The sequence below is a fragment of the Streptococcus sp. FSL E2-3488 genome, assembly GCF_038003585.1.
Lineage (GTDB): Bacteria > Bacillota > Bacilli > Lactobacillales > Streptococcaceae > Streptococcus > Streptococcus thermophilus.
The window spans coordinates 90,494-115,555 of sequence record NZ_JBBOPL010000001.1 but is presented as its reverse complement, the minus strand read 5'-3'; the positions used below and the strand labels follow the sequence as shown (position 1 = coordinate 115,555).

Below are 25,062 nucleotides of genomic sequence, written 5' to 3'. Positions count from 1 at the left end.
GTGCTGTCGATTGCAGTGTGGATATAGAAATCATATTCAAAAGTATATTCCTCAAGAGACCCTAATAAAAAATATCCCTACAAATTTAATTAAAAACTTTATCGATTCTTTATATCCTATCGGGAGTCACAAAAGAATAGCTCAAAGTGTAAAATCAGATTTATCATCTATTTTTAAATACGCAATTGCTAATAACTTTATCTCTCCAGACCAGAATCCTATGCCCTACATTACAATTGGCAAAAAAGGACTTGAGGAAGAGATTAAAATTCTTAAGGAGAAAAATATTGAAGATTATTACTTAGAGTCATCGGAACTTAGGGAGGTCTTAGAGATAGTTAAAAAATATAACGAACAATACGCAAGAATATTTGAGTTCCAGGCACTTACTGGTATGAGAATCAGTGAAGTTTTAGGCTTAAAAATTGAAACTATCCATATCTAGACTTTATTATTACGCTCACTGCACCAATAGAAATAATGCATGAGCGCATTTTATCTAGAGAGAATAATTCCTTTGGGAAAAGCAATCATGATTGGGAAAAAATAAAAAATGACAAAAGAGAATTCGAACAATTGATTATGAAAAGTAGCGATTTTGTAATCTCTACAGATAAAATAGCAAATGATATAGTGGATGAAATTTATAACCGTGTTGGATTAAATAACAAATCATAAACCATAATAAGCATATCACACTATTTTCAGTAAATTACTTCAACATATATACTCTTAAAATTATGCTCCTCTTTTAAAATCTACTGTTACAACATTATCGGTTCTGTCTAAAACTTTATTTTCTTCACTCAAAATCTCAGAAGCGAACTTTTCGGATTTAAGCCTAGCATTTTCTTGCAACTGCCACTCAAGTTCCTTCTGCTTATTTTTTGATTGCTTATAAAAATGATAGGTTACTCCACACAAGGCGACCACGCCAGTCAGACCAACTCCAATGATTCCGTATTGCTTAATTTTTTCTCCTTTTATTGCATCTCTATATCCATCTAGATAGCCATTTTCGTAAATATCTGCAATAAGTTTTTCGGGTCCACCATGTTCCTTGGCTAATCTTGACAATGCTGCACTTGCCCAATCAATTCCTGTTTCAATAAATTCTTTTGCTGCGATATTCATAATTTTTACCTCTCACATTTTGATAAGATTATTATATAAAAAGAGATGTGATCTGTCGTTCACAATCTGTGAAAAAAATTGTTTTAGAGTATTTTTCTAAAAAAAGATAAAAATTGTTTAGCATAAGGATTATGAACTTTACTTAAATCTAATAGTAAATCAATTGACATTCTTGAATTAATAACATCTCGCAAATCCAAATAAATATCTTAGAACAAAATAATAATCAGCTAGTTTTGCAAACCGGACATTTTTTTCAATTTTTCTATAATGTATAAGACCAACTCATCCATCTCTTTGAAGTCTAGACATTCATCTTCACAATCACCGAGAAGGTCACTATTTAAAACATAATTAGCTATAAAAAATTTTGCATCTCTCTTTTTGTCTATCGAATCATCGGAAGTTAGGTAATCTGCTAGTTCATCTAAATAGGGTGACCTAGTCAAGCATTTTTATACACTAGTGTTACAAAAATGCTTGACTAGGTCAAAATACAGGTACAATATAATTATCAAACATATTCATATTATAGCATATCTTAAAAGTTAGGAAATAGGTCCTATTATCTTAAAAGGGATATCTCTCAAATAAAGTCCAGATAGAAGATTAGTCTTTGTTTATCTATCGACAAAGACTTGCTCATTATTCTGCTACAAAAAACAAGGTCCCCTTCGGAAACGGATACTTGAAATAGATTGCAATTTAAGCAATACCACCAAACATCTATTTCTCGAGTATCAATAGTCTCCTGAAGAAATAGAAGATCGGTTGAGATTAGAGTATGGAAAAGCTGTTATTAGTTATCAAACAAGTTATAGAGCCATTTACAAAGGACATTTTGATGACAACTCACTATCTCATGGTGCTCGTGGTTGTCATTCGCAAGCTCCGCCATCGTGGCAAAAAGCGTCATACAAAAGGTTATGTCGAAAATAGAGGGAAAATCTATATATCTCATACAATTCAAGAAAGACCCAAAGATGCTAATAACCGAACTAGAATAGGAGATTGGGAAGCCGATACTGTTGCAGGTAAAACTGGAAAATCTTGTTTAGTGACTCTAACTGACCGTTATTATCGTTTTCTAAAAATCCAGAAGGTAGCTGTCAAGAAAAGTAAGTTGGTAATAGAAGCTATGGTAAAAATGCTAGAACCCTTGACCAAGCATACTGTGACTCCTGATAGAGGGAAAGAGTGTCCCTATCATCAGAAGTTGTGTGATCAATTAAAAATTTAAGTCTATTTTCCTGATCCCCATGCTCCATGGCAACGAGGGACTAATGAGAATACGAATGGACTACTAAGAGAACATTTTCCCAAAGAGAGTGATGTAACATTGGTTAATGATCAGATTATTCAGCTGTGGAAGAACAAACTTAATAATAGCCCACAAAAATATCTTAACTGGAAAACACCTTATGAAGTATTTTATGGGGAAAGTATGCACTTAATTTGACAATTCAAGATATGAAAAAACAAGATCCTTTCTGGATCTTGTTTTTACAGTCTAATTAAGCTTTGTTTGCTGAACCAAATACATCGATACGTTCTTCAACAGCTTCTGTAATAGCATCGAAACCTGGTTTCAAGAATTTACGTGGGTCGAAGAGTTTCTTCTTGTCGTATTCTGCTTCATTTGCTTCGTATTCAGCAACAAATTTACGTGTTGCGTTAGCAAATGCGATTTGACATTCTGTGTTAACGTTAACTTTAGCAACACCAAGTTTGATAGCTTCTTGGATTTGATCATCAGGAATACCTGATCCACCGTGCAATACGATTGGGAAACCTGGTACAGCTTCTGTCAATTTTTGCAAGTGGTCAAGGTCAAGACCTTCCCAGTTTTCTGGGTAAGGACCGTGGATGTTACCGATACCTGCAGCCAAGAAGTCAACACCAGTTGCAACCATAGCTTTAGCATCTTCGATTGGTGCCAATTCACCTCTACCGACGATACCGTCTTCTTCACCACCGATAGTACCAACTTCAGCTTCAACTGAGATACCTTTAGCGTGTGCTTTTTCTACAACTTCTTTCGCCAACTTAAGGTTTTCTTCAATTGGAAGGTGTGAACCATCAAACATGATTGAAGTGTAACCAACTTCGATACACTCAAGAGCATCATCGTAGTGACCGTGATCAAGGTGAATAGCAACTGGTACAGTGATACCCATTGATTCAACCAATTCTTCGATAAGAACTTTACACAATTTGTAACCACCCATGTACTTAGCTGCACCCATAGAAGTTTGGATAAGTACTGGAGCTTTTTTAGCTTCTGCTGCACGCAAAATAGCTTGAGTCCACTCAAGGTTATTCGTGTTAAATCCACCAACTGCATAACCATTGTCACGAGCTGCTTGAACAAATTTTTCTGCTGAAACGATTGCCATTATAAAGGCCTCCTATATTTTTTTGGGTTTGAACCCGTTTACATGTTTATTTTATCACAATTAGACTCAAAAAACTAGTTTTTCTATGATTTGTAAGCGTTTTGATTTTTTTAATATAAAAAAAACCAGTCTCTTGACTGGTTACTCTGCGGAAAGAGGGACTTGAACCCTCACGACCTAAAGCGGTCACAGGATCCTTAGTCCTGCGCGTCTGCCAATTCCGCCATTTCCGCTAACAACATTAGTTATTATATTAAATTTGACCATCAATGTCAATACTTTTTTGAAAGTTTTTTTGAAACTCTCTTTTGTCTCTTTCGAAACAACTATTATATAATACCATTTATTGTATGCTATTGTCAATAAGCTTTTTGACTTTTTTAGCTTTTCCGAAACATTACATTTATACTATCTGGAGTTAGTCTAAACGATTTTTCAAAGCAGCTAATCTTTCTTGAAGAGGAGCTAAGTAAACTTCTTCTCCAAAGCCACGATTTTTGAGCCCATCCTCTGCACAAGTTAGCAGAGCCTCTGTCAAAGGCAAGATCAATTTTAAATCAGTCTTTGAGATTTTCTTTTTCGAAAACAAGCAACGAATTCTAGGATAATCATAATCAAAAACTTCAAATAAAGATGTGCCTTTTAAAATACTTTCTAGTGCCTCTAAGTTAACTAAAAGTCCAAGATGAAGGGCTGCTGGTACAAAAGTCGCTGAGAAAGGCTGAGTACAAACACTTCGAAACTCAACGGTTCCCCTAGTCGTTAAATCTTGAAATTGATAAGAACGATGCGTTTGAAAGTCGTCCTCACTCGGCTGAATTGAAACTTCTTTACCATGAATAGACCAGGCTTGAATAGCTGGTTTATTCAAGTAGTCTTTAGCACGAATAGGTTCAAAATAGTAAGTCACTTCACCCCTCGTAGCTGTAAAAATTGCAGTCTCGGATAGATAAGAAAAATAGTCATCTTCGTTTTCAAACACCTTCGGAAATACCCCCGCATTTTCCTCAAACACACCATGCATGGAATTCTCCCAGAAAACATCACGTGAAAGCGCAAGATCCCAATCAGAACCCCAAAATTAAGAGTTTGCCAATAATACCGCCTTGGGTCCCTCTATTTGATTAAAAGCATTTAGAACTCTCGAATAGGATGTTTTTGAGACATCTAACTGTACCTGACTTCCACAGATAAAAGAGCCATATTCAGGGTAATCGTGAAAGAAAGGATCATTCTTTGCTTTAGAGAGCTCAAGAAAATTCATAAGCATCTTATAACGAGGAGATTTAACAGGCCTATTATCATTTTTTGCCCAGTTTGGATTTACGCCCCATCCTTGCAACTCATGATTATGGTCACGAAGATACGGTTGAATCATACTGAGGTAAGTGCCTAGACGTTCCTCAACTTCAGCAATGCGGCTAGCCTTTGCAAAAGCAAATTCAATTATATTGTATGAGACCTCAAAAAGAATCATATCACCAGAAACCTGATCAATAAGCTGAATAGGATTATTATCAGAATCAAACTTATCTGCATGAAAATCAAAATTATTTAGAAGATAGATGAATAGCTATTTCGATAGAGAAACATCAGTAGCATTCACACTCAAATTAACTACAGGGTATTCCAACTCGATTTCAACAAATAGTTTAGGATGATCTTTGATTGGCTTATAGTACCTTTGTTTAAGCAGCTCCTTGGCTCTTGTCACAATAAAATCCCCCATGTAAAAATAAGTTTTTTTCCATTATATTCAAAATATTCAGACTATTTATAGTTTAAATATACAATATAAGTGCACAATAAAAACTCATAAGATTTTCTAGTAAAATAGAATTGAACGAACTAGTTACGAAAGGAAGTCTTATGAGCTACCATCACTTTACCATAGAAGAGCGTGAAAGTATTCTCGTTTACCGTACGCAAGGCCTAAATTTGTCTCAAATTGCTAAGTTACTTCATCGTTATCTAGTATTAGTCGTGAGTGAAAGCGACATCTAAGAGAAGGAAACTATCTCCATGTTATGCACAGAAATCCTACTATATTGCTAAATCACACTTTGGGCGGAAACGGATACTTGAAATAGATCGCAATTTAAGCAATACCGTCCGTCAAACATCTATTTCTCGAGTATCAATGGTCTCCTGAAGAAATAGAAGGTCAGTTGAGATTAGAGTATGGAAAAGCTGTTATTAGTTATCAAACAAGTTATAGAGCTATTTACAAAGGACATTTTGATAACAACTCACTATCTCATGGTGCTCGTGGTGTCATTCGCAAGCTCCGCCATCGTGGAAAAAAGCGTCATACAAAAGATTATGTCGAAAATAGAGGGAAAATCTCTATATCTCATACAATTCAAGAAAGACCCAAAGATGCTAATAACCGAACTAGAATAGGAGGTTGAGAAGACGATACTGTTGCAGGTAAAACTGGAAAATCTTGTTTAGTGACTCTAACTGACCGTTATTATCGTTTTCTAAAAATCCAGAAGGTAGCTGTCAAGAAAAGTAAGTTGGTAATAGAAGCTATGGTAAAAATGCTAGAACCCTTGACCAAGCATACTGTGACTTCTGATAGAGGGAAAGAGTTTACCTATCATCAGAAGTTGTGTGATCAATTAAAAATTGAAGTCTATTTTCCTGATCCCCATGCTCCATGGCAACGAGGGACTAATGAGAATACGAATGGACTACTAAGAGAACATTTTCCCAAAGAGAGTGATGTAACATTGGTTAATGATCAGATTATTCAGCTGTGGAAGAACAAACTTAATAATAGCCCACAAAAATATCTTAACTGGAAAACACTTTATGAAGTATTTTATGGGGAAAGTATGCACTTAATTTGACAATTCAAGATATGAAAAACGCCTGCTTACGAAAAATAACAGTATTATCTTTCGTAAACAAGCGTTACATGCTTATTTATTCCCTTTTTTATGATGAGTGTTCCCGCTGGGCATCTTGCGCCCAGCGGTAGACCAGAGCTAGACTAAGAAAAGCTAAGCTATTCCATCATCATAACACTCAACAAAATTGATAAAAATTAAACAAGTTCGATAATTGCCATTGGGGCAGCATCGCCACGACGTGGTTCTGTTTTAAGGATACGAGTGTATCCACCGTTACGTTCAGTATAACGAGGTGCGATTTCTGAGAAAAGTTTTTGAAGAGCAGTTGTTGATGTATATTTATCAGTTGCTTCATCATAGCTTTCAGATGCAATTTCGTTACGTACAAATGCAGCTGCTTGACGACGTGCGTGCAAATCACCACGTTTACCAAGAGTAATCATTTTTTCAACTGTTTTACGGATTTCTTTAGCACGTGCTTCAGTTGTAACGATTGCTTCGTTAATGATAAGATCTGTAGTCAAATCACGAAGAACCGCTTTACGTTGTGAGCTTGTGCGTCCAAGTTTACGGTATGCCATGTTATCCTCCTATATTATTATTTATCATTTTTAAGTCCAAGTCCAAGATCAGCCAATTTAACTTTGACTTCTTCAAGTGATTTACGACCTAGGTTACGGACTTTCATCATTTCAGGCTCAGTCTTCTCTGTTAAATCATGAACGGTATTGATACCGGCACGTTTCAAACAGTTATATGAGCGTACAGACAAATCAAGTTCTTCGATGGTACGATCAAGCAATTTTTCATCGTTCACTTTTTCAGTTTCCTTCATCACATCTGTAGCTTTAGCCACATCAGTAAGATCCGTAAACAAATTCAAGTGTTCAATCAAAATTCGAGCCGAGAGACCGAGGGCATCTTCTGGGATGATTGTTCCGTTTGTCACGATTTCGATTGTCAATTTATCAAAACCATCATTGCTACCTACACGAGCAGGTTCAACTTGATAATTGACTTTTTTCACTGGTGTGTAGATTGAATCTACAGCCAAAGTTCCCACTGGTGCATCATCTTTTTTATTTTCTTCTGCTGGAACATAACCACGGTTTGTAGATACTGTCATTGTTGCTTGGAATGAAGCACCCTCAGCGATAGTAAAAAGATAATGATCAGGGTTAACAATTTCAATGTCACTATCAGTCAAGATATCTCCAGCAGTAACCTCAGCTGGACCTTGAACATCAAGTTCAATTGTTTTTTCGTCTTCGACGTAAGATTTTACAGCAAGTCCCTTAATATTAAGGATAATTTGCATCACGTCTTCACGGACGCCTGGTACGGTATCAAACTCGTGGAGCACTCCATCAATTTTAATTGATGTTACGGCAGCACCTGGAAGTGATGACAAGAGTACACGACGAAGAGAGTTACCCAAAGTTGTACCATAACCACGTTCTAGTGGTTCGATGACAAATTTGCCGTAATCTTTATTTTCATCAATTTTTGTTATTATTGGTTTTTCAAACTCAATCATTTATTATACTCCCTCGAAACGAATCTTGTGTACTATTGTTATTAAAAATTACACACGACGACGTTTTGGAGGACGAGCACCATTATGTGGTACAGGAGTTACATCACGAATTGCTGTTACTTCTAGACCAGCAGCAGCAAGAGCACGGATAGCAGACTCACGACCTGAACCAGGACCCTTAACAGTTACTTCAACTGTCTTAAGACCGTGTTCTTGTGCAGATTTAGCAGCAGCTTCAGAAGCCATTTGGGCAGCAAATGGTGTAGATTTACGAGAACCTTTGAAACCAAGAGCACCAGCTGATGACCAAGCTACAGCATTACCATGCACATCTGTAATCATAACAATAGTGTTATTGAAAGTAGCGTGAATGTGAGCAATACCAGATTCGATATTCTTTTTCACACGACGTTTACGTGTTGGTTTAGCCAATGTTTTTACCTCCTATTTTATTTTAGATTATTTTTTCTTACCTGCAATCGCAACAGCTTTACCTTTACGAGTGCGGGCATTGTTTTTAGTGTTTTGCCCACGGACAGGAAGTCCACGACGGTGACGGATACCACGGTATGAACCGATTTCCATCAAACGTTTGATGTTAAGGTTAACCTCACGACGAAGGTCACCTTCAACTTTGATTGCATCCACTTCACGACGAATAGCGTCTTCTTGATCATTTGTCAAATCTTTAACGCGGATGTCTTCAGAAACGCCTGCAGCAGCCAAGATTTTCTTAGATGTTGCAAGTCCGATACCATATACGTAAGTAAGTGAAATTACTACACGTTTATCGTTTGGAATGTCAACTCCAGCAATACGAGCCATGATTTCTCCTTTCTATATTATCCTTGACGTTGTTTGTGTTTTGGATTTGTTGGACAAATTACCATAACACGACCGTTACGACGAATAACTTTACAGTATTCGCAAATTGGTTTAACCGATGGTCTTACCTTCATGTTTTAATCCCTCCAATTATTTCGATTATTTAAAGCGGTATGTGATGCGTCCACGTGTCAAATCATAAGGACTCATTTCAACAGTCACACGGTCACCGACCAAAATACGAATGTAGTTTTTACGGATTTTACCAGAAACTGTCGCCAAAATTTGGTGTCCATTTTCCAACTCAACAGTAAACATAGCATTAGGCATAGTTTCAACAACTTTACCTTCAATTTCAATCACGTCTTCTTTTGCCACGCAAAAGTCCCCCCTAAAATTTCGATTTGATTTCCTCTGAGCACAGAGGTAACAATTATAAGTCAGACTAAAGTATTATAACATGCCAAAGTCTGATACGCAAGTAAGATTCTATAATTATTTAATTGCTGCAATCGCTTTTTTAACATCAGCGAATACATCATCAATGTCCTGGTTTCCTTGAATATCTGATACAAGACCAAGCTCACGGTAGTGTGCAATAATTGGCTCACCTTGAGCAATGTTTACATCTAGACGACGTTTAACAGTTTCAGGTTTGTCATCTTCACGTTGGAAGAATTCATGTCCACCACAAACATCACATGTTCCTTCAACCTTAGTTGGGTTGAATACTTTATGGTAAGTGGAACCACATGAGCGACAAATGAAACGACCAGAAAGACGTTCAACCAAGCTCTCTGGATTAACTTCAATATTAATCACCCCGTCAAGTTTAATATCTAGTGCTTTCAATGTTTCATCCAAAGCGTGAGCTTGTTCAATAGTACGTGGGTAACCATCTAGCAAGAAACCTTTTTCAGCAATATCAGATTCAGCCAAACGTTCTTTAACAATTCCATTTGTAACTTCGTCTGGTACCAATTCACCTTTATCGATGAATGATTTTGCCAACCTTCCCATTTCTGTTTGATTAGCTATAGCAGCACGGAACATATCACCAGTTGAGATGTGAGCTACACCAAATTCTTCAACAATTTTTGCAGCTTGAGTCCCTTTACCAGCACCTGGTAGACCCATAATTAAAAGATTCATCTTACGAACTCCTTATTTTTGTTTTTAAATAACTCTATCAAGGTTGTTAAACCTTGATAGAGTTATTTAAAAACAAAAGAGAAGGGACAGAAACTTACCTTTCTTTCCCTCTCGATTGCTCATGAGAAAACTTAGTCTTCAAGATTCATAAATCCAACATACTGACGTTTCAATAGGTAACCCTCAAGTTGTTTCATACCTTCGATACCAGTTGAAATCAAGATCAAGAGTGATGTACCACCAAGTGCAATTGAACTTGTGAGGTGCATAAACTGTTGAGCCGCAATTGGAGCTAATGAAATAAACGCGAGAAATACAGCCCCGATTGTTGCCAATCTCTTAAGCAATGAAGACATGTACTTTTCTGTCTCACGACCTGGACGAACACTAGGAATGTAAGACCCATTCTTTTGAAGATATTCTGCAGTTTTTTCAGGATTTACTTGGACAAATGTGTAGAAGAATGAGAATAAGATAATCAATATCGCGTAAGTAATCATTCCACTAGGTGTATTATACGAGAGTAATCCTTGTAAATGTGATAACCACGTAACCTTAGAGAAGAATGGAAGAATAGTACTAGGAATTGTCGTAATCGAGCTAGCAAAGATAACGGGAATAACACCAGCTGGATTGACTTTCAAAGGTAAGTATGAATTCGTTGGAGCACCTTGAACCAATTTCGTATATTGAATTGGAATTTGATATTCTGCTTGTTGTACAAATGTCGTAAAGAAGACAATTGCCAAACCTACCACAATCAACAAAGCGACGATGATATAGGAACGAGTCAAATCTCCTGTACGAACATTGACAAAGAAATCCTCGTAAATTGTTGAGAACATCTTTGGAATGGAAGCAATGATACCAGAAAAGATAATCATTGACACACCATTACCGAAGCCCTTATCAGTAATTTGTTCACCAAGCCACGTCACAATTATGCTACCAGCAGTTAAAATTGACCCAATCAATAGATAGGTTGAAATATTAGGTGTCTTAACCAATGAAATTGATGAGAGTGTATTGAAACTAGCTGTAATACCAATCGATTGAACAAAGGCTAAAACAAGAGTAATATAGCGAGTCGCCTGATTTAATTTACGCCGACCAACTTCCCCTTGTTTGCCCCACTCTACAAATTTTGGATAGATATCCATCTGCAAAAGTTGGACAATGATTGATGCTGTAATATACGGACTAACCCCCATTGAAAAGATAGAGAAGTTATTCATAGCATTACCAGACACCAAGTTAAGCATGTTCAAGAAAGGTAAATCACTTAATTGTTTCAAACTTTCAGCGTTGATACCAGGAACTGTTACATGAGTCCCGACACGAAAAACGAAAATAATGAAGATTGTAAATAAAATCTTATTACGAACGTTTTTGACTTTCAACGCATCTTTTAATAGTTTAAAAAACATAATGAGTTACCCCTCATTAGATGACTTCGATTGAACCACCTTTAGCAGTGATAGCTGCTTCAGCAGATTTTGAGAATTTAGCTGCTTTAACAGTCAATTTCTTAGTCAATTCGCCGTTGCCAAGAACTTTAACGCCTGATTTTTCAGCACGAATGATTCCAGCTTCCTTAAGAACTACTGGAGTTACTTCTGTACCATCTTCAAAAACGTTCAATTGATCAAGGTTTACAAGGGTGTATTCTTTAGCGTTGATGTTAGTGAATCCGCGTTTTGGAAGACGACGGAACAATGGAGTTTGTCCACCTTCAAATCCTGGACGTACGCCACCACCGCTACGAGCTTTTTGACCTTTTTGACCACGACCTGAAGTTTTACCGTTACCAGATGAAGTACCACGACCTACACGGTTACGGACTTTACGAGAACCTTCAGCAGGTTTCAATTCATGAAATTTCATTATTATTTTCTCCTCTTTTTGTAAAATGCTAGCGCCTCTAATCAAGTAAGGTAGCTTGATTAGAAACTCGCCTATACATGAAATTCAGTTTAAGTCGCAAGGTAACCCTCACGACTTAAATCAATTTTTATTTAACGTCTTCTACAGTTACCAAGTGAGATACTGCGTTGACCATACCACGGATAGCAGCGTTGTCTTCTTTAACAACTGAGCTATTCAATTTACCAAGTCCAAGAGCAGCAACTGTTTTACGTTGTTCTGGTTTGCGTCCGATTGGAGACTTAGACAAAGTAATTTTAATTTGAGCCATTGTTATCTCCTTTCTTATGCCAAGTCAGATACTGAGATGCCACGAAGAGCCGCAACTTCTTCAGCACGTTTAAGTTGTTTCAATCCTTCAACTGTCGCACGAACGATGTTGATTGGAGTGTTTGAACCAAGTGATTTAGATGTTACATCAGCAACACCAGCCAATTCGACGACGGCACGAACTGCACCACCAGCGGCAACCCCAGCACCTTCAACAGCTGGTTTCAACAATACTTTCGCTCCACCAAATTCTGAACGAACTTCGTGAGGAATAGTTGTACCAACCATAGGAACTTCGATAAGGTTTTTCTTAGCTGCTTCAACTGCTTTACGGATAGCTTCTGGAACCTCTTGAGATTTACCAGTACCAAATCCTACGCGACCATTACGGTCACCAACAACAACAAGAGCAGCAAAACGCATGTTGCGTCCACCTTTTACAACTTTAGTAACACGGTTGATAGCAACTACGCGTTCTTCAAGTTCTACTGCATTATCTTTAAATGCCATTATTAAGTGTCCTCCCTATTAGAATTTCAATCCGTTTTCACGAGCTGAGTCAGCCAAAGCTTTAACACGTCCGTGATAGAGATATCCACCGCGGTCAAACACCACTTCAGAAATACCTTTAGCTACTGCGCGTTCAGCAACAAGTTTACCGACAACAATGGCTTGTTCTGTTTTAGTTCCTTTAGAAACCTCTTTATCAAGAGTTGATGCACTTGCGAGCGTTACACCCGCTACGTCATCAATTACTTGAGCGTAGATGCCTGTATTAGAACGGAAAATGTTCAAACGTGGGCGATCAGCAGTTCCAGAGAGTTTTCCGCGAACGCGACGGTGGCGTTTTTGGCGGAGTTTGTTTTTATCTGGTTTCGAAATCACAATTTTCACCTCTTAATTATAATGATTGCTCATGAGAGCTTTTGGTAAGTGGGAAATCCAAAAAGAATAGCCACAAGGATAAAATCCTATTATTTACCAGTTTTACCTTCTTTACGACGTACGTATTCACCAACGTAACGGATACCTTTACCTTTGTAAGGTTCTGGAGAACGAAGGCTACGGATGTAAGCTGCTGTTTGACCAACAACTTCTTTGTTGATACCGCTAACAACAATTGAAGTTGCAGATGGTACTTCAAAAGTAATGCCTTCTGGAGCTTCAACTTCGTCTTGGTGAGATTTACCAACTGAAAGAACAAGTTTTGTTCCTTGGAGTTGAGCACGGTATCCTACACCGTGCATTTCAAGTTCTTTTTTGAAACCTTCAGAAACACCAACAACCATGTTGTTCAAGTTTGCACGTGAAGTGCCGTGGATTGTTTTGTTTTCTTTTGAGTCGTTTGGACGGTGAAGTGTAACTTCGTTGCCTTCAACTTTGATTTCAATGTTTTTGTTAAACTCACGAGTGAGTTCGCCTTTAGGTCCTTTAACAGTAACAACGTTATCGTTGTTTGTTATTTCAACACCAGCAGGCAAAGTAATTACTTTATTACCAATACGTGACATAGTCTTTAATTCTCCTGTTAGATTATCAAGCCACTAAGTGACTAGTTTTCACGGGGATGAGTTTCAAAGAATTAAATCAATGAAACTCGCACGACTAGTTAAACAATCGCGCTTACTGTTAACCTCTTACCAAACGTAAGCGATAACTTCTCCACCAACGTTCTTTTGACGAGCTTCTTTGTCAGTCAAAAGACCTTCTGAAGTAGAAATGATCGCGATTCCAAGTCCGTTAAGAACCTTAGGAATATCTTCACGCTTAGAGTAAACACGAAGACCTGGTTTAGAGATACGTTTCAAGTTAGTGATAACACGTTCACCATTTTGTCCGTATTTCAAGAATACGCGAATGATACCTTGTTTGTCATCTTCAATAACTTCAACGTTTTTTACAAAACCTTCACGTTTAAGGATTTCAGCAATACCTTTTTTAATGTTTGATGCAGGTACTTCAAGAACTTCGTGCTTAGCTTGGTTAGCGTTACGGATACGTGTCAAGAAATCTGCAATTGGGTCAGTCATAACCATTTTATATTTTCTCCTCTTACTAGTAGTTTGAATAATTCACTTGCTAGTTAATGATTGAGCTAGGCTCAGATTGTGTTAAATACATTCAAATTAGGTGAAACTAACTTAAATGTACCATGTTTTTACCAAGAAGCTTTGGTAACACCTGGAATTTGACCTCTGTGAGCCAACTGACGGAAGCAAACACGGCAAAGTTTAAATTTGCGATAAACTGAGTGTGGACGTCCACAACGTTCGCAACGAGTGTAAGCTTGCGTAGAGAACTTCGCAGGGCGTTTGTTCTTAGCAATCAATGATTTTTTAGCCAATTTATTTACCTCCTAGATTATTTTGCAAAAGGCATTCCAAGGCCTTTAAGCAATTCACGACCTTCTTCGTCAGTGTTAGCAGTAGTTACGATAACGATATCCATACCACGTACTTTATCAACATCGTCGAAGTTGATTTCTGGGAAGATAAGTTGTTCTTTAACACCAAGTGTGTAGTTACCACGTCCATCAAATGATTTAGTTGGAACACCATGGAAGTCACGAACACGTGGAAGTGATACTGATACCAATTTATCCAAGAATTCGTACATGCGTTCACCACGAAGGGTAACTTTAGCACCGATTGCTACACCTTCACGAAGACGGAAGCCAGCGATTGATTTCTTAGCTTTAGTAATCAATGGTTTTTGACCTGAAATAAGTGCCAATTCAGCAGCAGCTTTTTCAAGAGTTTTAGCGTTGTTTACAGCTTCACCAACACCCATGTTAATAACAATTTTATCAACCTTTGGCACAGCCATAACTGAAGAATAGTTAAATTTTTCAGTCAAAGCTGGAATTACTTCATTAGTGTATTTTTCTTTAAGACGGTTAGCCATTTAATACTTTCTCCTTTCCTTCGTGATTAGTCAAGCACTTCGCCTGATTTTTTGTTGTAACGAACTTTTTTGCTGTCAACAACTTTGTAACCTACACGTCCAGCTACACCGTTCTTGTCAAGAACTTGAACGTTTGAAGCGTGGATTGGTGCTTCTTTTTCCACGATAGCACCTTGAGGGTTTTCAGCTGATGGTTTTTGGTGTTTTTTGATGATTGCAACACCTTCAACAACAACTTTGTTTACTTTTGGAAGAGCTTTAAGAACTACTGCTTCAGTTCCTTTGTCTTTACCAGCAATAACGCGAACTTTATCGCCTTTTTTTACAAACATTTGAGTATTTCTCCTATTATTTCTTACGCCCTAATGGGCACCCTGAACATATCAGGGGACTAAGTTTGTGTTAATTCAGATTAAAGTACTTCTGGCGCCAAAGATACAATACGCATGTATCCACCTTCACGCAATTCACGTGCAACAGGGCCAAAGATACGAGTTCCACGAGGAGTTTTGTCATCACGGATGATTACTGCAGCGTTGTCATCAAACTTGATGTATGAACCGTCTGAACGGCGAGCACCAGTTTTTGTACGTACGATAACAGCTTTAACAACATCACCTTTTTTAACAGCTCCACCTGGTGTAGCTTGTTTAACAGTTGCAACGATAACGTCGCCGATGTTAGCGAATTTACGTCCTGAACCACCAAGAACTTTGATAGTCAAGATCTCACGAGCACCGCTATTATCAGCAACTTTTAAGCGACTTTCTTGTTGAATCATTTCAATTGTCTCCTTTTAGTTTTATTAGATAATAACAGCTTCTTCCACAACCTCTACAAGACGGAAGCGTTTTGTAGCTGAAAGTGGACGAGTTTCCATGATACGAACGATATCGCCTTCTTTAGCAACGTTGTTTTCATCATGTGCTTTGTATTTTTTAGAGTAGTTGATACGTTTACCATAGACTGGGTGGTTACGTTTAGTTTCAACTACAACTGTGATTGTTTTATCCATCTTGTCAGATACTACGCGTCCAACAAGGGTTTTACGTTGATTACGTTCCATTATTAGAATTGCTCCTTTCCCAATCTATTATTTAATTTCAGATTGCACAGTTTTAATACGTGCAATTTGTTTTTTAACTTCGTTCAAACGGGCAGTTTGATCAAGTTGACCTGCTGCAGCTTGGAAACGAAGGTCGAAAAGTTCTTTCTTAAGTTCGTTTTCTTTTTTAGCAAGCTCTTCTTGAGACAAGCCACGAAGCTCAGCAACAAACTTTTTGATTTCTTCAAGTTTCATGTCTTCTCCTTATTCTGCTTCACGTTTCACGAATTTAGATTTAACTGGCAATTTGTGGCTAGCAAGACGAAGCGCTTCACGTGCAACTTCTTCAGAAACACCTGCGATTTCGAACATTACTTTACCACGTTTAACTGGTGCTACCCAACCTTCAGGTGCCCCTTTACCAGAACCCATACGTACACCGATAGCTTTAGCAGTGTATGATTTGTGTGGGAAGATCTTAATCCAAACCTTACCACCACGTTTCATGTAACGAGTCATGGCAATACGAGCAGCCTCGATTTGACGGTTTGTAATCCAGTGGCTAGTTGTAGCTTGAAGACCGTATTCACCGAATGATACTTCTTTACCACCTTTAGCCTCACCGCGCATTTTTCCACGGAATTCACGACGGTGTTTAACACGTTTAGGTACTAACATTTGTTATTTGCCTCCTTTAGTGTTTTTACGGGCTGGAAGAACTTCTCCACGGTAGATCCAAACTTTAACACCAAGTTTACCGTAAGTTGTGTGAGCTTCTTCCCAAGCGTAATCGATATCAGCGCGAAGTGTGTGAAGTGGAACTGTCCCTTCTGAGTATCCTTCTGCACGGGCAATATCTGCACCGTTCAAACGACCTGATACTTGAGTTTTGATCCCTTTAGCTCCAGCACGCATTGCACGTTGGATAGCTTGTTTTTGTGCACGACGGAAAGCAACACGTTGCTCAAGTTGACGAGCAATAGTTTCACCAACAAGGTGAGCGTCCAAATCAGGTTTTTTGATTTCAACGATGTTGATGTGAACTTGTTTTCCAGTCAATTTGTTAAGTTGAGCGCGAAGAGCATCAACGTTTGATCCACCTTTACCGATAACCATACCTGGTTTAGCAGTGTGAAGTGAAACAATAACTTTGTTTACAGCACGTACGATTTCAATAGTTGAAACTGAAGCGTCTGCAAGCTCTTTTTGAATGAATTTGCGGATTGCCAAATCTTCGTGAAGGTAATCTGCGTATTCTTTTTCAGCATACCATTTCGCATCCCAATCACGGATGATCCCGACACGCAAACCAATTGGATGTACTTTTTGACCCACGAGTTTACCTCCTTATTTTTCTGACACAACTACTGTTACGTGAGTTGTGCGTTTGTTGATTGGTGAAGCTGAACCTTTCGCACGTGGACGGAAACGTTTCATTGTTGGTCCTTCGTTTGCGAATGTTTCAGATACTACTAAGTTAGCTTTTTCCAAACCAAAGTTGTTTTCTGCGTTAGCGATAGCAGAGTTAAGTGTTTTCTCAACAATGCGAGCTGCTTTGTTTGGAGTGAATTTCAAGATTGCGATTGCATCAGCAACGTTCTTACCACGGATAAGATCAAGAACAAGACGTGTTTTACGAGGTGAAACACGCACTGTACGAGCCATTGCTTTAGCTGAAGTAATTTCTGCCATTGTGTCCTCCTCCTATTAACGACGTGTTTTCTTATCGTCAGCTGCATGACCTTTGTAAGTACGAGTTGGTGCAAATTCACCAAGTTTGTGACCTACCATGTCTTCTTGGATGTAAACAGGAACATGTTTACGTCCATCATAAACTGCGATAGTGTATCCGATGAAACTTGGGAAAATCGTTGAACGACGTGACCAAGTTTTAATTACTTTTTTCTTTTCGTCATTTGCTTGAGCTTCAACTTTTTTCATCAAATGCCCATCGACGAAAGGTCCTTTTTTAAGACTACGTCCCATTTTGTAGTTTTCTCCTTTAAATTAAATGTACCACAGCGGCTTGCGCTAAGAAGCGCTACCGAGTTGGCGGATGTCATATACTAAGCGACTAAATTATTTTTCGTTACGACGACGAACGATAAGTTTGTCAGATTTAGCTTTCTTGTTACGAGTTTTAAGACCAAGCGCAGGTTTACCCCATGGAGTAGATGGCGCTTTACGTCCAACTGGTGCTTTACCTTCACCACCACCGTGTGGGTGATCGTTAGGGTTCATTACAGAACCACGAACTGTTGGGCGAACACCTTTCCAACGGTTACGACCAGCTTTACCAAGGTTGATAAGTGATTGTTGTTCGTTACCCACAGTACCGATAGTTGCACGACAAGTTCCAAGAATCATACGAACTTCGCCTGATTGAAGACGAACAAGTACGTATTTACCTTCTTGACCCAAAACTTGAGCAGAAGCACCAGCGGCACGGACAAGTTCAGCACCTTTACCTGGTTTAAGCTCAATGTTGTGGATAACTGTACCTACTGGGATGTTTGCAAGTGGAAGAGCGTTACCAACTTTGATATCCGCATCTGGACCTGAAACGATACGTTGACCTACTTCAAGACCTTTAGGTGCGATGATGTAAGCTTTAACCCCGTCAGTGTAGTGTACAAGAGCGATGTTTGCAGTACGGTTTGGATCGTACTCAATTGTTTTAACAACTGCTTCAACGCCATCTTTGTTACGTTTGAAATCAATCAAACGGTAGTGGCGTTTGTGTCCGCCACCTTGGTGACGTACAGTGATACGACCATTGTTGTTACGACCAGCTTTGTTCTTAAGAGAAACAAGCAATGATTTTTCAGGAGTGCTTGTAGTGATTTCTGCGAAATCCAAAGAAGTCATGTTACGACGGCCATTTGTCGTTGGTTTATAAACTTTAATACCCACGTTAATTTCTCCTTTGATTATTCAGCTTCAGCTGCAAACAACTCGATTGCTTTAGAATCAGCTGTAAGAGTGATGATAGCTTTTTTAGTTTTTGAAGTGAAACCAGTGTAACGTCCTACACGTTTTTGTTTTGGTTTAACAGTTACAGTGTTCACGCTAGCAACTTTAACACCTTCAAATGCAGCTTCAACTGCTTGTTTGATCAAGAGTTTGTGTGCACGTGTATCAACTTCGAAAGTGTATTTTCCTGCTTCAAGAGCAATCATAGATTTCTCAGTGATAACAGGTTTTTTGATTACGTCATACAAATTCATTATGCAAGAACCTCCTCGATTGATGAGATAGCTTCTTTAGTAACAAGAAGTTTATCTGCGTTTACGATGTCAAGTACGCTTGCAGTTGCAGGAGTTGCAACAGTTACGTTTGCAAGGTTACGTGCTGAAAGTTCAGCGAATTTGTTTCCTTCTTCAACGATAACAAGTACTTTAGAATCGATGCTAAGAGCTGAAAGAACGTTTGCGAATTCAGCAGTTTTTGGAGCCGCAAATGAGAGAGCTTCAACCGCTACAAATTTATCTTCTGCAACTTTAGCTGAGTATACAGATTTCAATGCAAGGCGACGAACTTTTTGTGGAAGTTTGTATCCGTAAGAACGTGGAGTTGGTCCGAAGACAACACCACCACCACGCCATTGTGGTGAGCGGATAGAACCTTGACGAGCACGTCCAGTTCCTTTTTGACGCCATGGTTTACGTCCACCACCTGATACTGCTGAACGGTTTTTAACCGCATGAGTACCTTGGCGAAGGCTAGCACGTTGGCTGATTACGACATCAAATACTACTGATTCGTTTGGTTCGATACCGAAGATAGCGTCATTAAGTTCAACTGTGCTAACTTCTTTACCAGTTTGGTCAAATAGTTTTACGTTTGCCATTTTTAACTGATTTCTCCTTTCTTATTATTTAGCAGTTTTAACTGCTGATTTGATAGTGATAAGAGATTTCTTAGCACCTGGTACGTTACCTTTGATAAGGATAACATTTTTCTCTGGGATAACTTGTACAATTTCAAGGTTTTGAATTGTCACACGGTTGCCACCCATACGTCCTGCCAAGTGTTTGTTTTTGAAAACACGGTTAGGCGCTACAGGTCCCATTGAACCTGGACGACGGTGGTAACGAGAACCGTGAGCCATAGGTCCGCGTGATTGACCGTGGCGTTTGATAACACCTTGGAAACCTTTACCTTTTGAAGTACCAGTTACATCAACAACATCTCCAGCTTCGAATATGTCAACTGTGATTTCTGATCCAACTTCTAAGCCTTCAATGTTTTTGAATTCACGAATGAAGCGCTTAGGAGCTGTGTTAGCTTTCGCTACGTGGCCTTTGGCAGGTTTGTTGCTCAATACTTCACGTTTGTCATCAAAACCAACTTGAACTGCTTCGTAACCGTCTGTTTCAACAGTTTTAACTTGAAGCACAACGTTTGGAGTAGCTTCAATGACAGTAACAGGGATAAATTCACCTGCTTCAGTGAAGATTTGAGTCATTCCCACTTTTTTCCCTAAGATTCCTTTTGTCATGAGAAAATACTTCCTTTACTTTAATAATGTATTTCAAAAAGTTTTTTATGAGCGTTTTTTATGCTCAAAAAAGTTTTTAACGAGCGTTTTTTATGCTCAATGAATCAATCTTTAAATTAAAGTTTGATTTCGACGTTCACACCACTTGGAAGATCAAGTTTCATCAAAGCGTCAACTGTTTTTTGAGTTGGGTTGATAATGTCGATGAGACGTTTGTGTGTACGCATTTCAAATTGTTCGCGAGAATCTTTATATTTGTGAGTCGCACGAATAATTGTGTAGAGACTACGTTCAGTTGGAAGTGGGACTGGCCCAGCAACTGTCGCACCAGTGCGAGTTGCAGTTTCTACGATTTTTTCAGCCGCTGTATCAAGCGTACGGTGTTCGTAAGCTTTCAAACGGATACGAATTTTTTTGTTTGCCATTTTTTCTCCTCTTTCGTCTATTTAAGATAATAGGCTAGCTCCTCAAGAAAACCAACACGGATTGCGTGGCAGTGCAACCAGGCGTGTCGCAACCTCTTGTATCATAGCTAAGCACTGTTTTAACAGCACCATAATATAATAACAGAAGAACCCATTCATTGCAAGGGATTTTTGAAATTTTTCCCTTGTTTTATTTTATTTTTAAACTAAATAAAGAATCCACCTTTCTAGATGGATTCTTTATTAATTATCTCGAGTATAGTCATATCCCATATGCTCATAGGCTTTAGCAGTTGCGACACGTCCTGTTCGTGTACGCATAATGAAACCTTTTTGGATTAGGTAGGGTTCATACATATCTTCCACTGTTTCTCGCTCTTCAGCAATATTAACTGATAAAGTACCTAAGCCAACTGGGCCTCCCCCATACATCTCAATCATAGTTCGGAGGATTTTTTGGTCAACGTAGTCTAACCCTTCATGATCTACATCCAGCATAGTCAATGCCTGATCTGCAATCTTATCGTCAATGACACCATCACCCATGATTTGAGCATAGTCTCGCACGCGCTTAAGCAGGCGGTTAGCAATACGTGGTGTTCCACGACTACGCCGTGCTAATTCCAAGGCAGCCTCTGGTGTTATTGTCATTTCAAAGATTTCCGAAGTACGTTCTACAATCTCTGTCAAATCAGGTAACTCATAATATTCCATATGACCATTGATTCCAAAGCGAGCTCTCAAGGGATTTGACAGCATACCTGCTCGTGTGGTCGCACCAACCAAAGTAAAGGGAGGCAGGTCTAGATGAACACTACGACTTGTTTCACCTGCTCCAATCATGATATCGATGTAGTAATCTTCCATAGCGCTATAAAGAACTTCTTCCACTGCCATAGGCATACGATGAATCTCATCAATAAATAAGATGTCTCCCGGCTCCAAGTCATTGAGTATGGCAACTAAATCACCAGCCTTTTCAATTGCCGGCCCAGATGTTTGCTTCAAATTCACTCCCATCTCATTGGCGATTACAAATGCCATAGTCGTTTTACCCAAACCAGGTGGGCCAAACAAAAGGGTATGGTCTAGAGCCTCATCACGGAGTTTAGCTGCTTCTATAAAAATTTTTAATTGGTCCTTAACCTTATCTTGACCAATATATTCCTTAAAGTACTGAGGGCGAAGGGTACGCTCCACATACTCCTCATCTCCTAGTAAATCATTATCTAATATTCTTGCCATAGGCTTATTTTAGCACAAAACAAAAAACTGAGTCAAAATTTGTCCACAAAAAAAGAAGACAACTCTTATCTTCTTTTTTTTATTATTTTTTACCACCCTTAACAGGTTTCTGATTTGCTTTCGCGATAGCCTCTTTAATCGTATTGGTATATAATTTAGCCCCACGGTTAATAGAGTCACTATCGGAGCCAAAGTGAACCCCATCTGTACCATTCCAGATAGAAATATTTTCTTTAGCAACTTGATACCAATCAGCAACCGTCACAAAGTCATATTTCTTAGCCATCTCTAACTCATACTTACGTAACTGAACCAAAGATACGGCTTTACTTCCAGACTTACTACCATTATATGGTGTCACAAAGATGATATGGTGACCTTTAGGTAGATTTTTAATCATTTTATTAATGACCCCTTTATAGTCATCAATCTCATTAACACCACCAGCAATAACAACATCTTTTGCAAGGGCGTTACTATCTGCATAATCTTTAAGTAAATCATTAATAGTTGATAGATTACGGCTGACTACTGCATCTATAGCGACATTATCAATACTTGATTCAATCTGATCTTTCGACCTAAGAGCAACGGAATCCCCTAGAATTACCACTCCTTTATTCACACCAAAAGAGGTAGCTTGACTGTTTTCAGCATTGGTACGTGTTAATTTCATCTTCGTCTGAGCTTGTGACAATCCCTTAGCTACCAAATCTTTCTCAAAGTTCCCAACAGCTGGCGCAAAGAGAGAAATGAGCACTGTAATTAAGGTGAGCCCACTGAAGATATAGAGCACAATATGTCGGTAAGGTGTCAAGTCCAAATCTATTCCAAAGAGACTTCCCTTTCTTCCCGCAATAAACGGCTCTATTATATAGTAGGAAAGTGTTGCAAAAACGATTGACAAAATTGTTGTCAGTATGACTGCAATGATATTATTGGTTAATTGGCTGAAGATAATATATAGCGGCCAGTGGAACAAATAAACGCTGTAACTGATTTCCGCCAAATAACTAATAAAAGCAGGCTCTGATTTGCCAGGTAGCTTCTCATGGAGAATACGTGCGGAGTAAATCATGACAGCTGTAAACAAACTAGCCAAAACAAACCCAAATAGATAGGTAATACGTTCTTCAAAATGAAGGACTAAGCCCAACAATAAGAGCAGAGCAAAGCTACCAACCATATAAAGAACTGTCTTTTTAAGTTCCCATAGGCGAACATTTTTCTTAAACCTAGCAGTCGTCTCATGTACACCTGAAAGTGTCGCAAGAATCGAACCTAAAAAGAAAGGATAAGCGTGCGTGATTGAAGAAAAATACAAGCGAGAAAAACCATCAACAAAGAAAGCACTAATAAACATTGATAGGAAACTCACCGTAAAGCAGGTAAGAGATACCATGAAAACTAGGCCTCTAAATTGATTTTGATGCTTAACAAGCTTTGCTAGGAACCAAAGTAAGGCACCCCAGAGAATATAATAATGAACCTCAATAGCCAGACTCCATGTATGGAGGTAGATATGCTGGTTAAACTGATTCTCATAATTCCCCCCAGTTAAAATTTCATAATAGTTAGTTACAAAACCAATAACAGAGGTGATCTGATGCCCGATGCCTGCAATGAAATCATTTCGAACCAAGAGTGCTAAAGGGGTACAGATAAGAACCATCAGTACAAGTGGGGGTACTATACGGTAAAAGCGTCGTCGCATAAAACCAAGATAATCAATGCGATGTGTCCTAGACATCTCATCAATCAAAAGTGCCGTAATCAGATAGCCTGAAAAGGTAAAGAAGACATCAACACCAATGAATCCCCCAGGAAGAACGCTTGGAAAAAAATGATAGACAAGAACTAAAAGGAGCCCTGTCACACGAATATAAGAAAACCAGTTAATTCTCATCCTTTAAAAATCCCTTGTGTAAATTTTCCTTTGTAGATAACCTTATTTTCAGTAGTCAATTTTCCTTGGCCATCTGCTTGACCAGACTTGAACTCTCCTTCATAAGTCCAACCTTCGTGAGATTTAAAAGTTCCTTGACCATTAAAAGAACCATTTTTAAATCCACCCGTATAGGTATCACCATTATCATAGGTCAGAGTTCCTTGACCGTTTAAACGATGGTTCTGCATCTGACCTTTATAGGTGATTTTAGTCCCATCAATTTTAATAGAATGTTGCGTTTTTATAGTCACCAACAACAAGGACAGAGCGCATAAAATAATAAGCCCTACCGTGATATGCTCAAATTGATTACGATTAATATCAATATTTTTGAAATCAAAATTCTTTAGCTGTTTAAAATTCATTGTCTATCCCTAATCCACTGTAGCCAATCTTGGCAAGCTGCAGTTACCAAATTGTATGTTTCTTCAAAATCACCTGTGTACCATGGGTCTGGAACCCCACCAGGTCTAAAGAGCTTAATTTTATCGTCATAACGACCCGCAGATACTTGTAGGAGATCCTCAACATTTGACTCATCCATCCCCACAATCAGATCAAAGAATTCAAAATCTGACTGACTTATCTGTTGTGAGCCTTTGGAAGAATCAAAAGAAACCCCATATTTCCTTAAAATCTTTTGAGTTCCTTGGTGAACTGGATTTCCATGTTCCCAAGACGAAGTTGCACGACTTTCAATATGCAAAGACCCATCTTGGTCAAGCGCTTTCATTATAAACTCCGCCATAGGGCTTCGACAAATATTTCCCAGACAAACAAATACAACCTTATTCATTACTCACCTCTTACCCCAAAGCTATTAAGAAATTTGCTCACTTATTCTCTTGGTTACAATTGTTGCTATACTCCTAAATCATGAAAGTAGGTTCTCGTTAATT

Annotated in this window: 37 protein-coding genes, 1 tRNA gene and 3 pseudogenes; 4 read left to right on the top strand and 37 right to left on the bottom strand. The window is 38.5% G+C overall.

Going from position 1 to position 25,062, the window contains the following annotated elements; all coding sequences use genetic code 11:
- Positions 1-10: 10 nt before the first annotated feature.
- Both MHH90_RS00770 and MHH90_RS00765 read left to right on the top strand, forming a co-directional pair.
- A complete protein-coding gene (locus MHH90_RS00770; protein WP_041827792.1) occupies positions 11-445 on the top strand; it encodes a hypothetical protein in 435 nt (144 codons plus the stop codon).
- 35 nt (positions 446-480) lie between these two features.
- Positions 481-678, top strand: a complete 198-nt coding sequence (locus tag MHH90_RS00765) for a hypothetical protein (RefSeq protein WP_011681708.1) — start codon at positions 481-483, stop codon at positions 676-678.
- Between the two features lie 60 nt (positions 679-738).
- On the opposite strand, the gene MHH90_RS00760 is transcribed toward MHH90_RS00765, so the two are convergent.
- Complete coding sequence (locus tag MHH90_RS00760) at positions 739-1,134, bottom strand: hypothetical protein (protein WP_011681709.1); 396 nt, start codon at positions 1,132-1,134, stop codon at positions 739-741.
- Positions 1,135-1,809: 675 nt separating this feature from the next.
- Between MHH90_RS00760 and MHH90_RS10190 the strand changes: the two are divergent.
- Positions 1,810-2,593 (top strand): annotated as a pseudogene (locus MHH90_RS10190) (IS30 family transposase); the annotation flags it as partial.
- A gap of 55 nt (positions 2,594-2,648) precedes the next feature.
- Here the strand turns inward: MHH90_RS10190 and MHH90_RS00750 are convergent.
- The 3 genes and pseudogenes from MHH90_RS00750 to MHH90_RS00740 all read right to left on the bottom strand — a co-directional run bounded on the left by MHH90_RS00750 (position 2,649) and on the right by MHH90_RS00740 (position 5,244).
- Positions 2,649-3,530, bottom strand: a complete 882-nt coding sequence (locus tag MHH90_RS00750; protein ID WP_011681711.1) for a class II fructose-bisphosphate aldolase — start codon at positions 3,528-3,530, stop codon at positions 2,649-2,651.
- A 147-nt stretch (positions 3,531-3,677) separates the two neighbouring features.
- Positions 3,678-3,763, bottom strand: a tRNA-Leu gene (locus tag MHH90_RS00745).
- Between the two features lie 185 nt (positions 3,764-3,948).
- A pseudogene (locus MHH90_RS00740) lies at positions 3,949-5,244 on the bottom strand (gamma-glutamylcysteine synthetase).
- 155 nt (positions 5,245-5,399) lie between these two features.
- Here MHH90_RS00740 and MHH90_RS10185 point away from each other — a divergent pair.
- Positions 5,400-6,385, top strand: a pseudogene (locus MHH90_RS10185) (IS30 family transposase).
- Between the two features lie 197 nt (positions 6,386-6,582).
- On the opposite strand, the gene rplQ reads toward MHH90_RS10185, so the two are convergent.
- The 33 genes from rplQ to MHH90_RS00560 form a co-directional block, all read right to left on the bottom strand.
- Positions 6,583-6,969 carry a 50S ribosomal protein L17 gene (gene rplQ / locus MHH90_RS00720; protein ID WP_002952134.1) on the bottom strand — a complete coding sequence of 129 codons (387 nt, stop codon included), beginning with the start codon at positions 6,967-6,969 and terminating at the stop codon, positions 6,583-6,585.
- Between the two features lie 17 nt (positions 6,970-6,986).
- Positions 6,987-7,925 (bottom strand): DNA-directed RNA polymerase subunit alpha, encoded by a 939-nt coding sequence (locus tag MHH90_RS00715; protein ID WP_002952135.1) that lies wholly within the window; start codon positions 7,923-7,925, stop codon positions 6,987-6,989.
- Between the two features lie 48 nt (positions 7,926-7,973).
- Positions 7,974-8,357, bottom strand: coding sequence for a 30S ribosomal protein S11 (rpsK, locus tag MHH90_RS00710; protein WP_002887520.1), 384 nt, complete (start codon positions 8,355-8,357; stop codon positions 7,974-7,976).
- Between the two features lie 27 nt (positions 8,358-8,384).
- The gene (rpsM, locus tag MHH90_RS00705) at positions 8,385-8,750 is read right to left on the bottom strand and encodes a 30S ribosomal protein S13 (RefSeq protein ID WP_002885820.1); all 366 of its coding nucleotides are present in this window, start codon (positions 8,748-8,750) and stop codon (positions 8,385-8,387) included.
- 17 nt (positions 8,751-8,767) lie between these two features.
- Positions 8,768-8,884: a 50S ribosomal protein L36 gene (rpmJ, locus tag MHH90_RS00700; protein WP_000868345.1), complete on the bottom strand. Its 117-nt coding sequence runs from the start codon at positions 8,882-8,884 to the stop codon at positions 8,768-8,770.
- Positions 8,885-8,909: 25 nt separating this feature from the next.
- Positions 8,910-9,128, bottom strand: coding sequence for a translation initiation factor IF-1 (gene infA, locus MHH90_RS00695; protein ID WP_001040189.1), 219 nt, complete (start codon positions 9,126-9,128; stop codon positions 8,910-8,912).
- 117 nt (positions 9,129-9,245) lie between these two features.
- Positions 9,246-9,902 (bottom strand): adenylate kinase, encoded by a 657-nt coding sequence (locus MHH90_RS00690; RefSeq protein WP_011681712.1) that lies wholly within the window; start codon positions 9,900-9,902, stop codon positions 9,246-9,248.
- A gap of 131 nt (positions 9,903-10,033) precedes the next feature.
- Positions 10,034-11,329 (bottom strand): preprotein translocase subunit SecY, encoded by a 1,296-nt coding sequence (secY, locus tag MHH90_RS00685; RefSeq protein WP_014622039.1) that lies wholly within the window; start codon positions 11,327-11,329, stop codon positions 10,034-10,036.
- Between the two features lie 16 nt (positions 11,330-11,345).
- Positions 11,346-11,786, bottom strand: coding sequence for a 50S ribosomal protein L15 (gene rplO / locus MHH90_RS00680; protein WP_014622040.1), 441 nt, complete (start codon positions 11,784-11,786; stop codon positions 11,346-11,348).
- 127 nt (positions 11,787-11,913) lie between these two features.
- Complete coding sequence (gene rpmD, locus MHH90_RS00675) at positions 11,914-12,096, bottom strand: 50S ribosomal protein L30 (RefSeq protein WP_002946172.1); 183 nt, start codon at positions 12,094-12,096, stop codon at positions 11,914-11,916.
- Between the two features lie 14 nt (positions 12,097-12,110).
- On the bottom strand, positions 12,111-12,605 hold the full coding sequence (gene rpsE, locus MHH90_RS00670) for a 30S ribosomal protein S5 (RefSeq protein WP_002946171.1): 495 nt from the start codon (positions 12,603-12,605) through the stop codon (positions 12,111-12,113).
- 18 nt (positions 12,606-12,623) lie between these two features.
- Complete coding sequence (gene rplR / locus MHH90_RS00665) at positions 12,624-12,980, bottom strand: 50S ribosomal protein L18 (protein ID WP_011681714.1); 357 nt, start codon at positions 12,978-12,980, stop codon at positions 12,624-12,626.
- Between the two features lie 89 nt (positions 12,981-13,069).
- Positions 13,070-13,606 (bottom strand): 50S ribosomal protein L6, encoded by a 537-nt coding sequence (gene rplF, locus MHH90_RS00660; protein WP_002946167.1) that lies wholly within the window; start codon positions 13,604-13,606, stop codon positions 13,070-13,072.
- A 126-nt stretch (positions 13,607-13,732) separates the two neighbouring features.
- On the bottom strand, positions 13,733-14,131 hold the full coding sequence (gene rpsH / locus MHH90_RS00655) for a 30S ribosomal protein S8 (RefSeq protein ID WP_002952146.1): 399 nt from the start codon (positions 14,129-14,131) through the stop codon (positions 13,733-13,735).
- A 122-nt stretch (positions 14,132-14,253) separates the two neighbouring features.
- A complete protein-coding gene (locus MHH90_RS00650; protein ID WP_011681715.1) occupies positions 14,254-14,439 on the bottom strand; it encodes a type Z 30S ribosomal protein S14 in 186 nt (61 codons plus the stop codon).
- A 17-nt stretch (positions 14,440-14,456) separates the two neighbouring features.
- Entirely contained in the window at positions 14,457-14,999 is a 543-nt protein-coding gene (gene rplE / locus MHH90_RS00645; protein ID WP_002887058.1) for a 50S ribosomal protein L5, read from the bottom strand.
- A gap of 26 nt (positions 15,000-15,025) precedes the next feature.
- Complete coding sequence (rplX, locus tag MHH90_RS00640) at positions 15,026-15,331, bottom strand: 50S ribosomal protein L24 (protein WP_340725736.1); 306 nt, start codon at positions 15,329-15,331, stop codon at positions 15,026-15,028.
- Positions 15,332-15,411: 80 nt separating this feature from the next.
- A complete protein-coding gene (gene rplN / locus MHH90_RS00635) occupies positions 15,412-15,780 on the bottom strand; it encodes a 50S ribosomal protein L14 (RefSeq protein WP_002952155.1) in 369 nt (122 codons plus the stop codon).
- Positions 15,781-15,804: 24 nt separating this feature from the next.
- Positions 15,805-16,065 (bottom strand): 30S ribosomal protein S17, encoded by a 261-nt coding sequence (rpsQ, locus tag MHH90_RS00630; RefSeq protein WP_002885836.1) that lies wholly within the window; start codon positions 16,063-16,065, stop codon positions 15,805-15,807.
- Between the two features lie 27 nt (positions 16,066-16,092).
- Complete coding sequence (gene rpmC / locus MHH90_RS00625) at positions 16,093-16,299, bottom strand: 50S ribosomal protein L29 (protein WP_002952156.1); 207 nt, start codon at positions 16,297-16,299, stop codon at positions 16,093-16,095.
- A 9-nt stretch (positions 16,300-16,308) separates the two neighbouring features.
- Entirely contained in the window at positions 16,309-16,722 is a 414-nt protein-coding gene (rplP, locus tag MHH90_RS00620) for a 50S ribosomal protein L16 (protein WP_002952157.1), read from the bottom strand.
- Positions 16,723-16,725: 3 nt separating this feature from the next.
- Positions 16,726-17,379, bottom strand: a complete 654-nt coding sequence (gene rpsC, locus MHH90_RS00615; protein WP_011681716.1) for a 30S ribosomal protein S3 — start codon at positions 17,377-17,379, stop codon at positions 16,726-16,728.
- 12 nt (positions 17,380-17,391) lie between these two features.
- Complete coding sequence (rplV, locus tag MHH90_RS00610) at positions 17,392-17,736, bottom strand: 50S ribosomal protein L22 (RefSeq protein WP_002887063.1); 345 nt, start codon at positions 17,734-17,736, stop codon at positions 17,392-17,394.
- A gap of 15 nt (positions 17,737-17,751) precedes the next feature.
- Positions 17,752-18,030, bottom strand: coding sequence for a 30S ribosomal protein S19 (gene rpsS / locus MHH90_RS00605; RefSeq protein ID WP_002952159.1), 279 nt, complete (start codon positions 18,028-18,030; stop codon positions 17,752-17,754).
- Between the two features lie 93 nt (positions 18,031-18,123).
- Positions 18,124-18,957, bottom strand: coding sequence for a 50S ribosomal protein L2 (gene rplB / locus MHH90_RS00600; protein ID WP_002952161.1), 834 nt, complete (start codon positions 18,955-18,957; stop codon positions 18,124-18,126).
- A 17-nt stretch (positions 18,958-18,974) separates the two neighbouring features.
- Entirely contained in the window at positions 18,975-19,271 is a 297-nt protein-coding gene (locus tag MHH90_RS00595; RefSeq protein ID WP_002887066.1) for a 50S ribosomal protein L23, read from the bottom strand.
- Complete coding sequence (gene rplD / locus MHH90_RS00590; protein WP_002885795.1) at positions 19,271-19,894, bottom strand: 50S ribosomal protein L4; 624 nt, start codon at positions 19,892-19,894, stop codon at positions 19,271-19,273. The genes MHH90_RS00595 and rplD overlap by 1 nt, the downstream gene beginning before the upstream one ends.
- A 24-nt stretch (positions 19,895-19,918) precedes the next feature.
- Positions 19,919-20,545: a 50S ribosomal protein L3 gene (rplC, locus tag MHH90_RS00585; protein ID WP_113870464.1), complete on the bottom strand. Its 627-nt coding sequence runs from the start codon at positions 20,543-20,545 to the stop codon at positions 19,919-19,921.
- 116 nt (positions 20,546-20,661) lie between these two features.
- Positions 20,662-20,970, bottom strand: coding sequence for a 30S ribosomal protein S10 (gene rpsJ, locus MHH90_RS00580; RefSeq protein ID WP_002885653.1), 309 nt, complete (start codon positions 20,968-20,970; stop codon positions 20,662-20,664).
- Between the two features lie 243 nt (positions 20,971-21,213).
- Entirely contained in the window at positions 21,214-22,215 is a 1,002-nt protein-coding gene (gene ruvB / locus MHH90_RS00575; RefSeq protein WP_002948618.1) for a Holliday junction branch migration DNA helicase RuvB, read from the bottom strand.
- Between the two features lie 82 nt (positions 22,216-22,297).
- Positions 22,298-24,121 (bottom strand): acyltransferase family protein, encoded by a 1,824-nt coding sequence (locus tag MHH90_RS00570; protein ID WP_011227608.1) that lies wholly within the window; start codon positions 24,119-24,121, stop codon positions 22,298-22,300.
- Positions 24,118-24,528, bottom strand: a complete 411-nt coding sequence (locus MHH90_RS00565; RefSeq protein ID WP_002948620.1) for a membrane protein — start codon at positions 24,526-24,528, stop codon at positions 24,118-24,120. The genes MHH90_RS00570 and MHH90_RS00565 overlap by 4 nt, the downstream gene beginning before the upstream one ends.
- The gene (locus MHH90_RS00560; RefSeq protein WP_011681719.1) at positions 24,525-24,959 is read right to left on the bottom strand and encodes a low molecular weight protein-tyrosine-phosphatase; all 435 of its coding nucleotides are present in this window, start codon (positions 24,957-24,959) and stop codon (positions 24,525-24,527) included. The genes MHH90_RS00565 and MHH90_RS00560 overlap by 4 nt, the downstream gene beginning before the upstream one ends.
- Between the last annotated feature and the right edge of the window lie 103 nt (positions 24,960-25,062).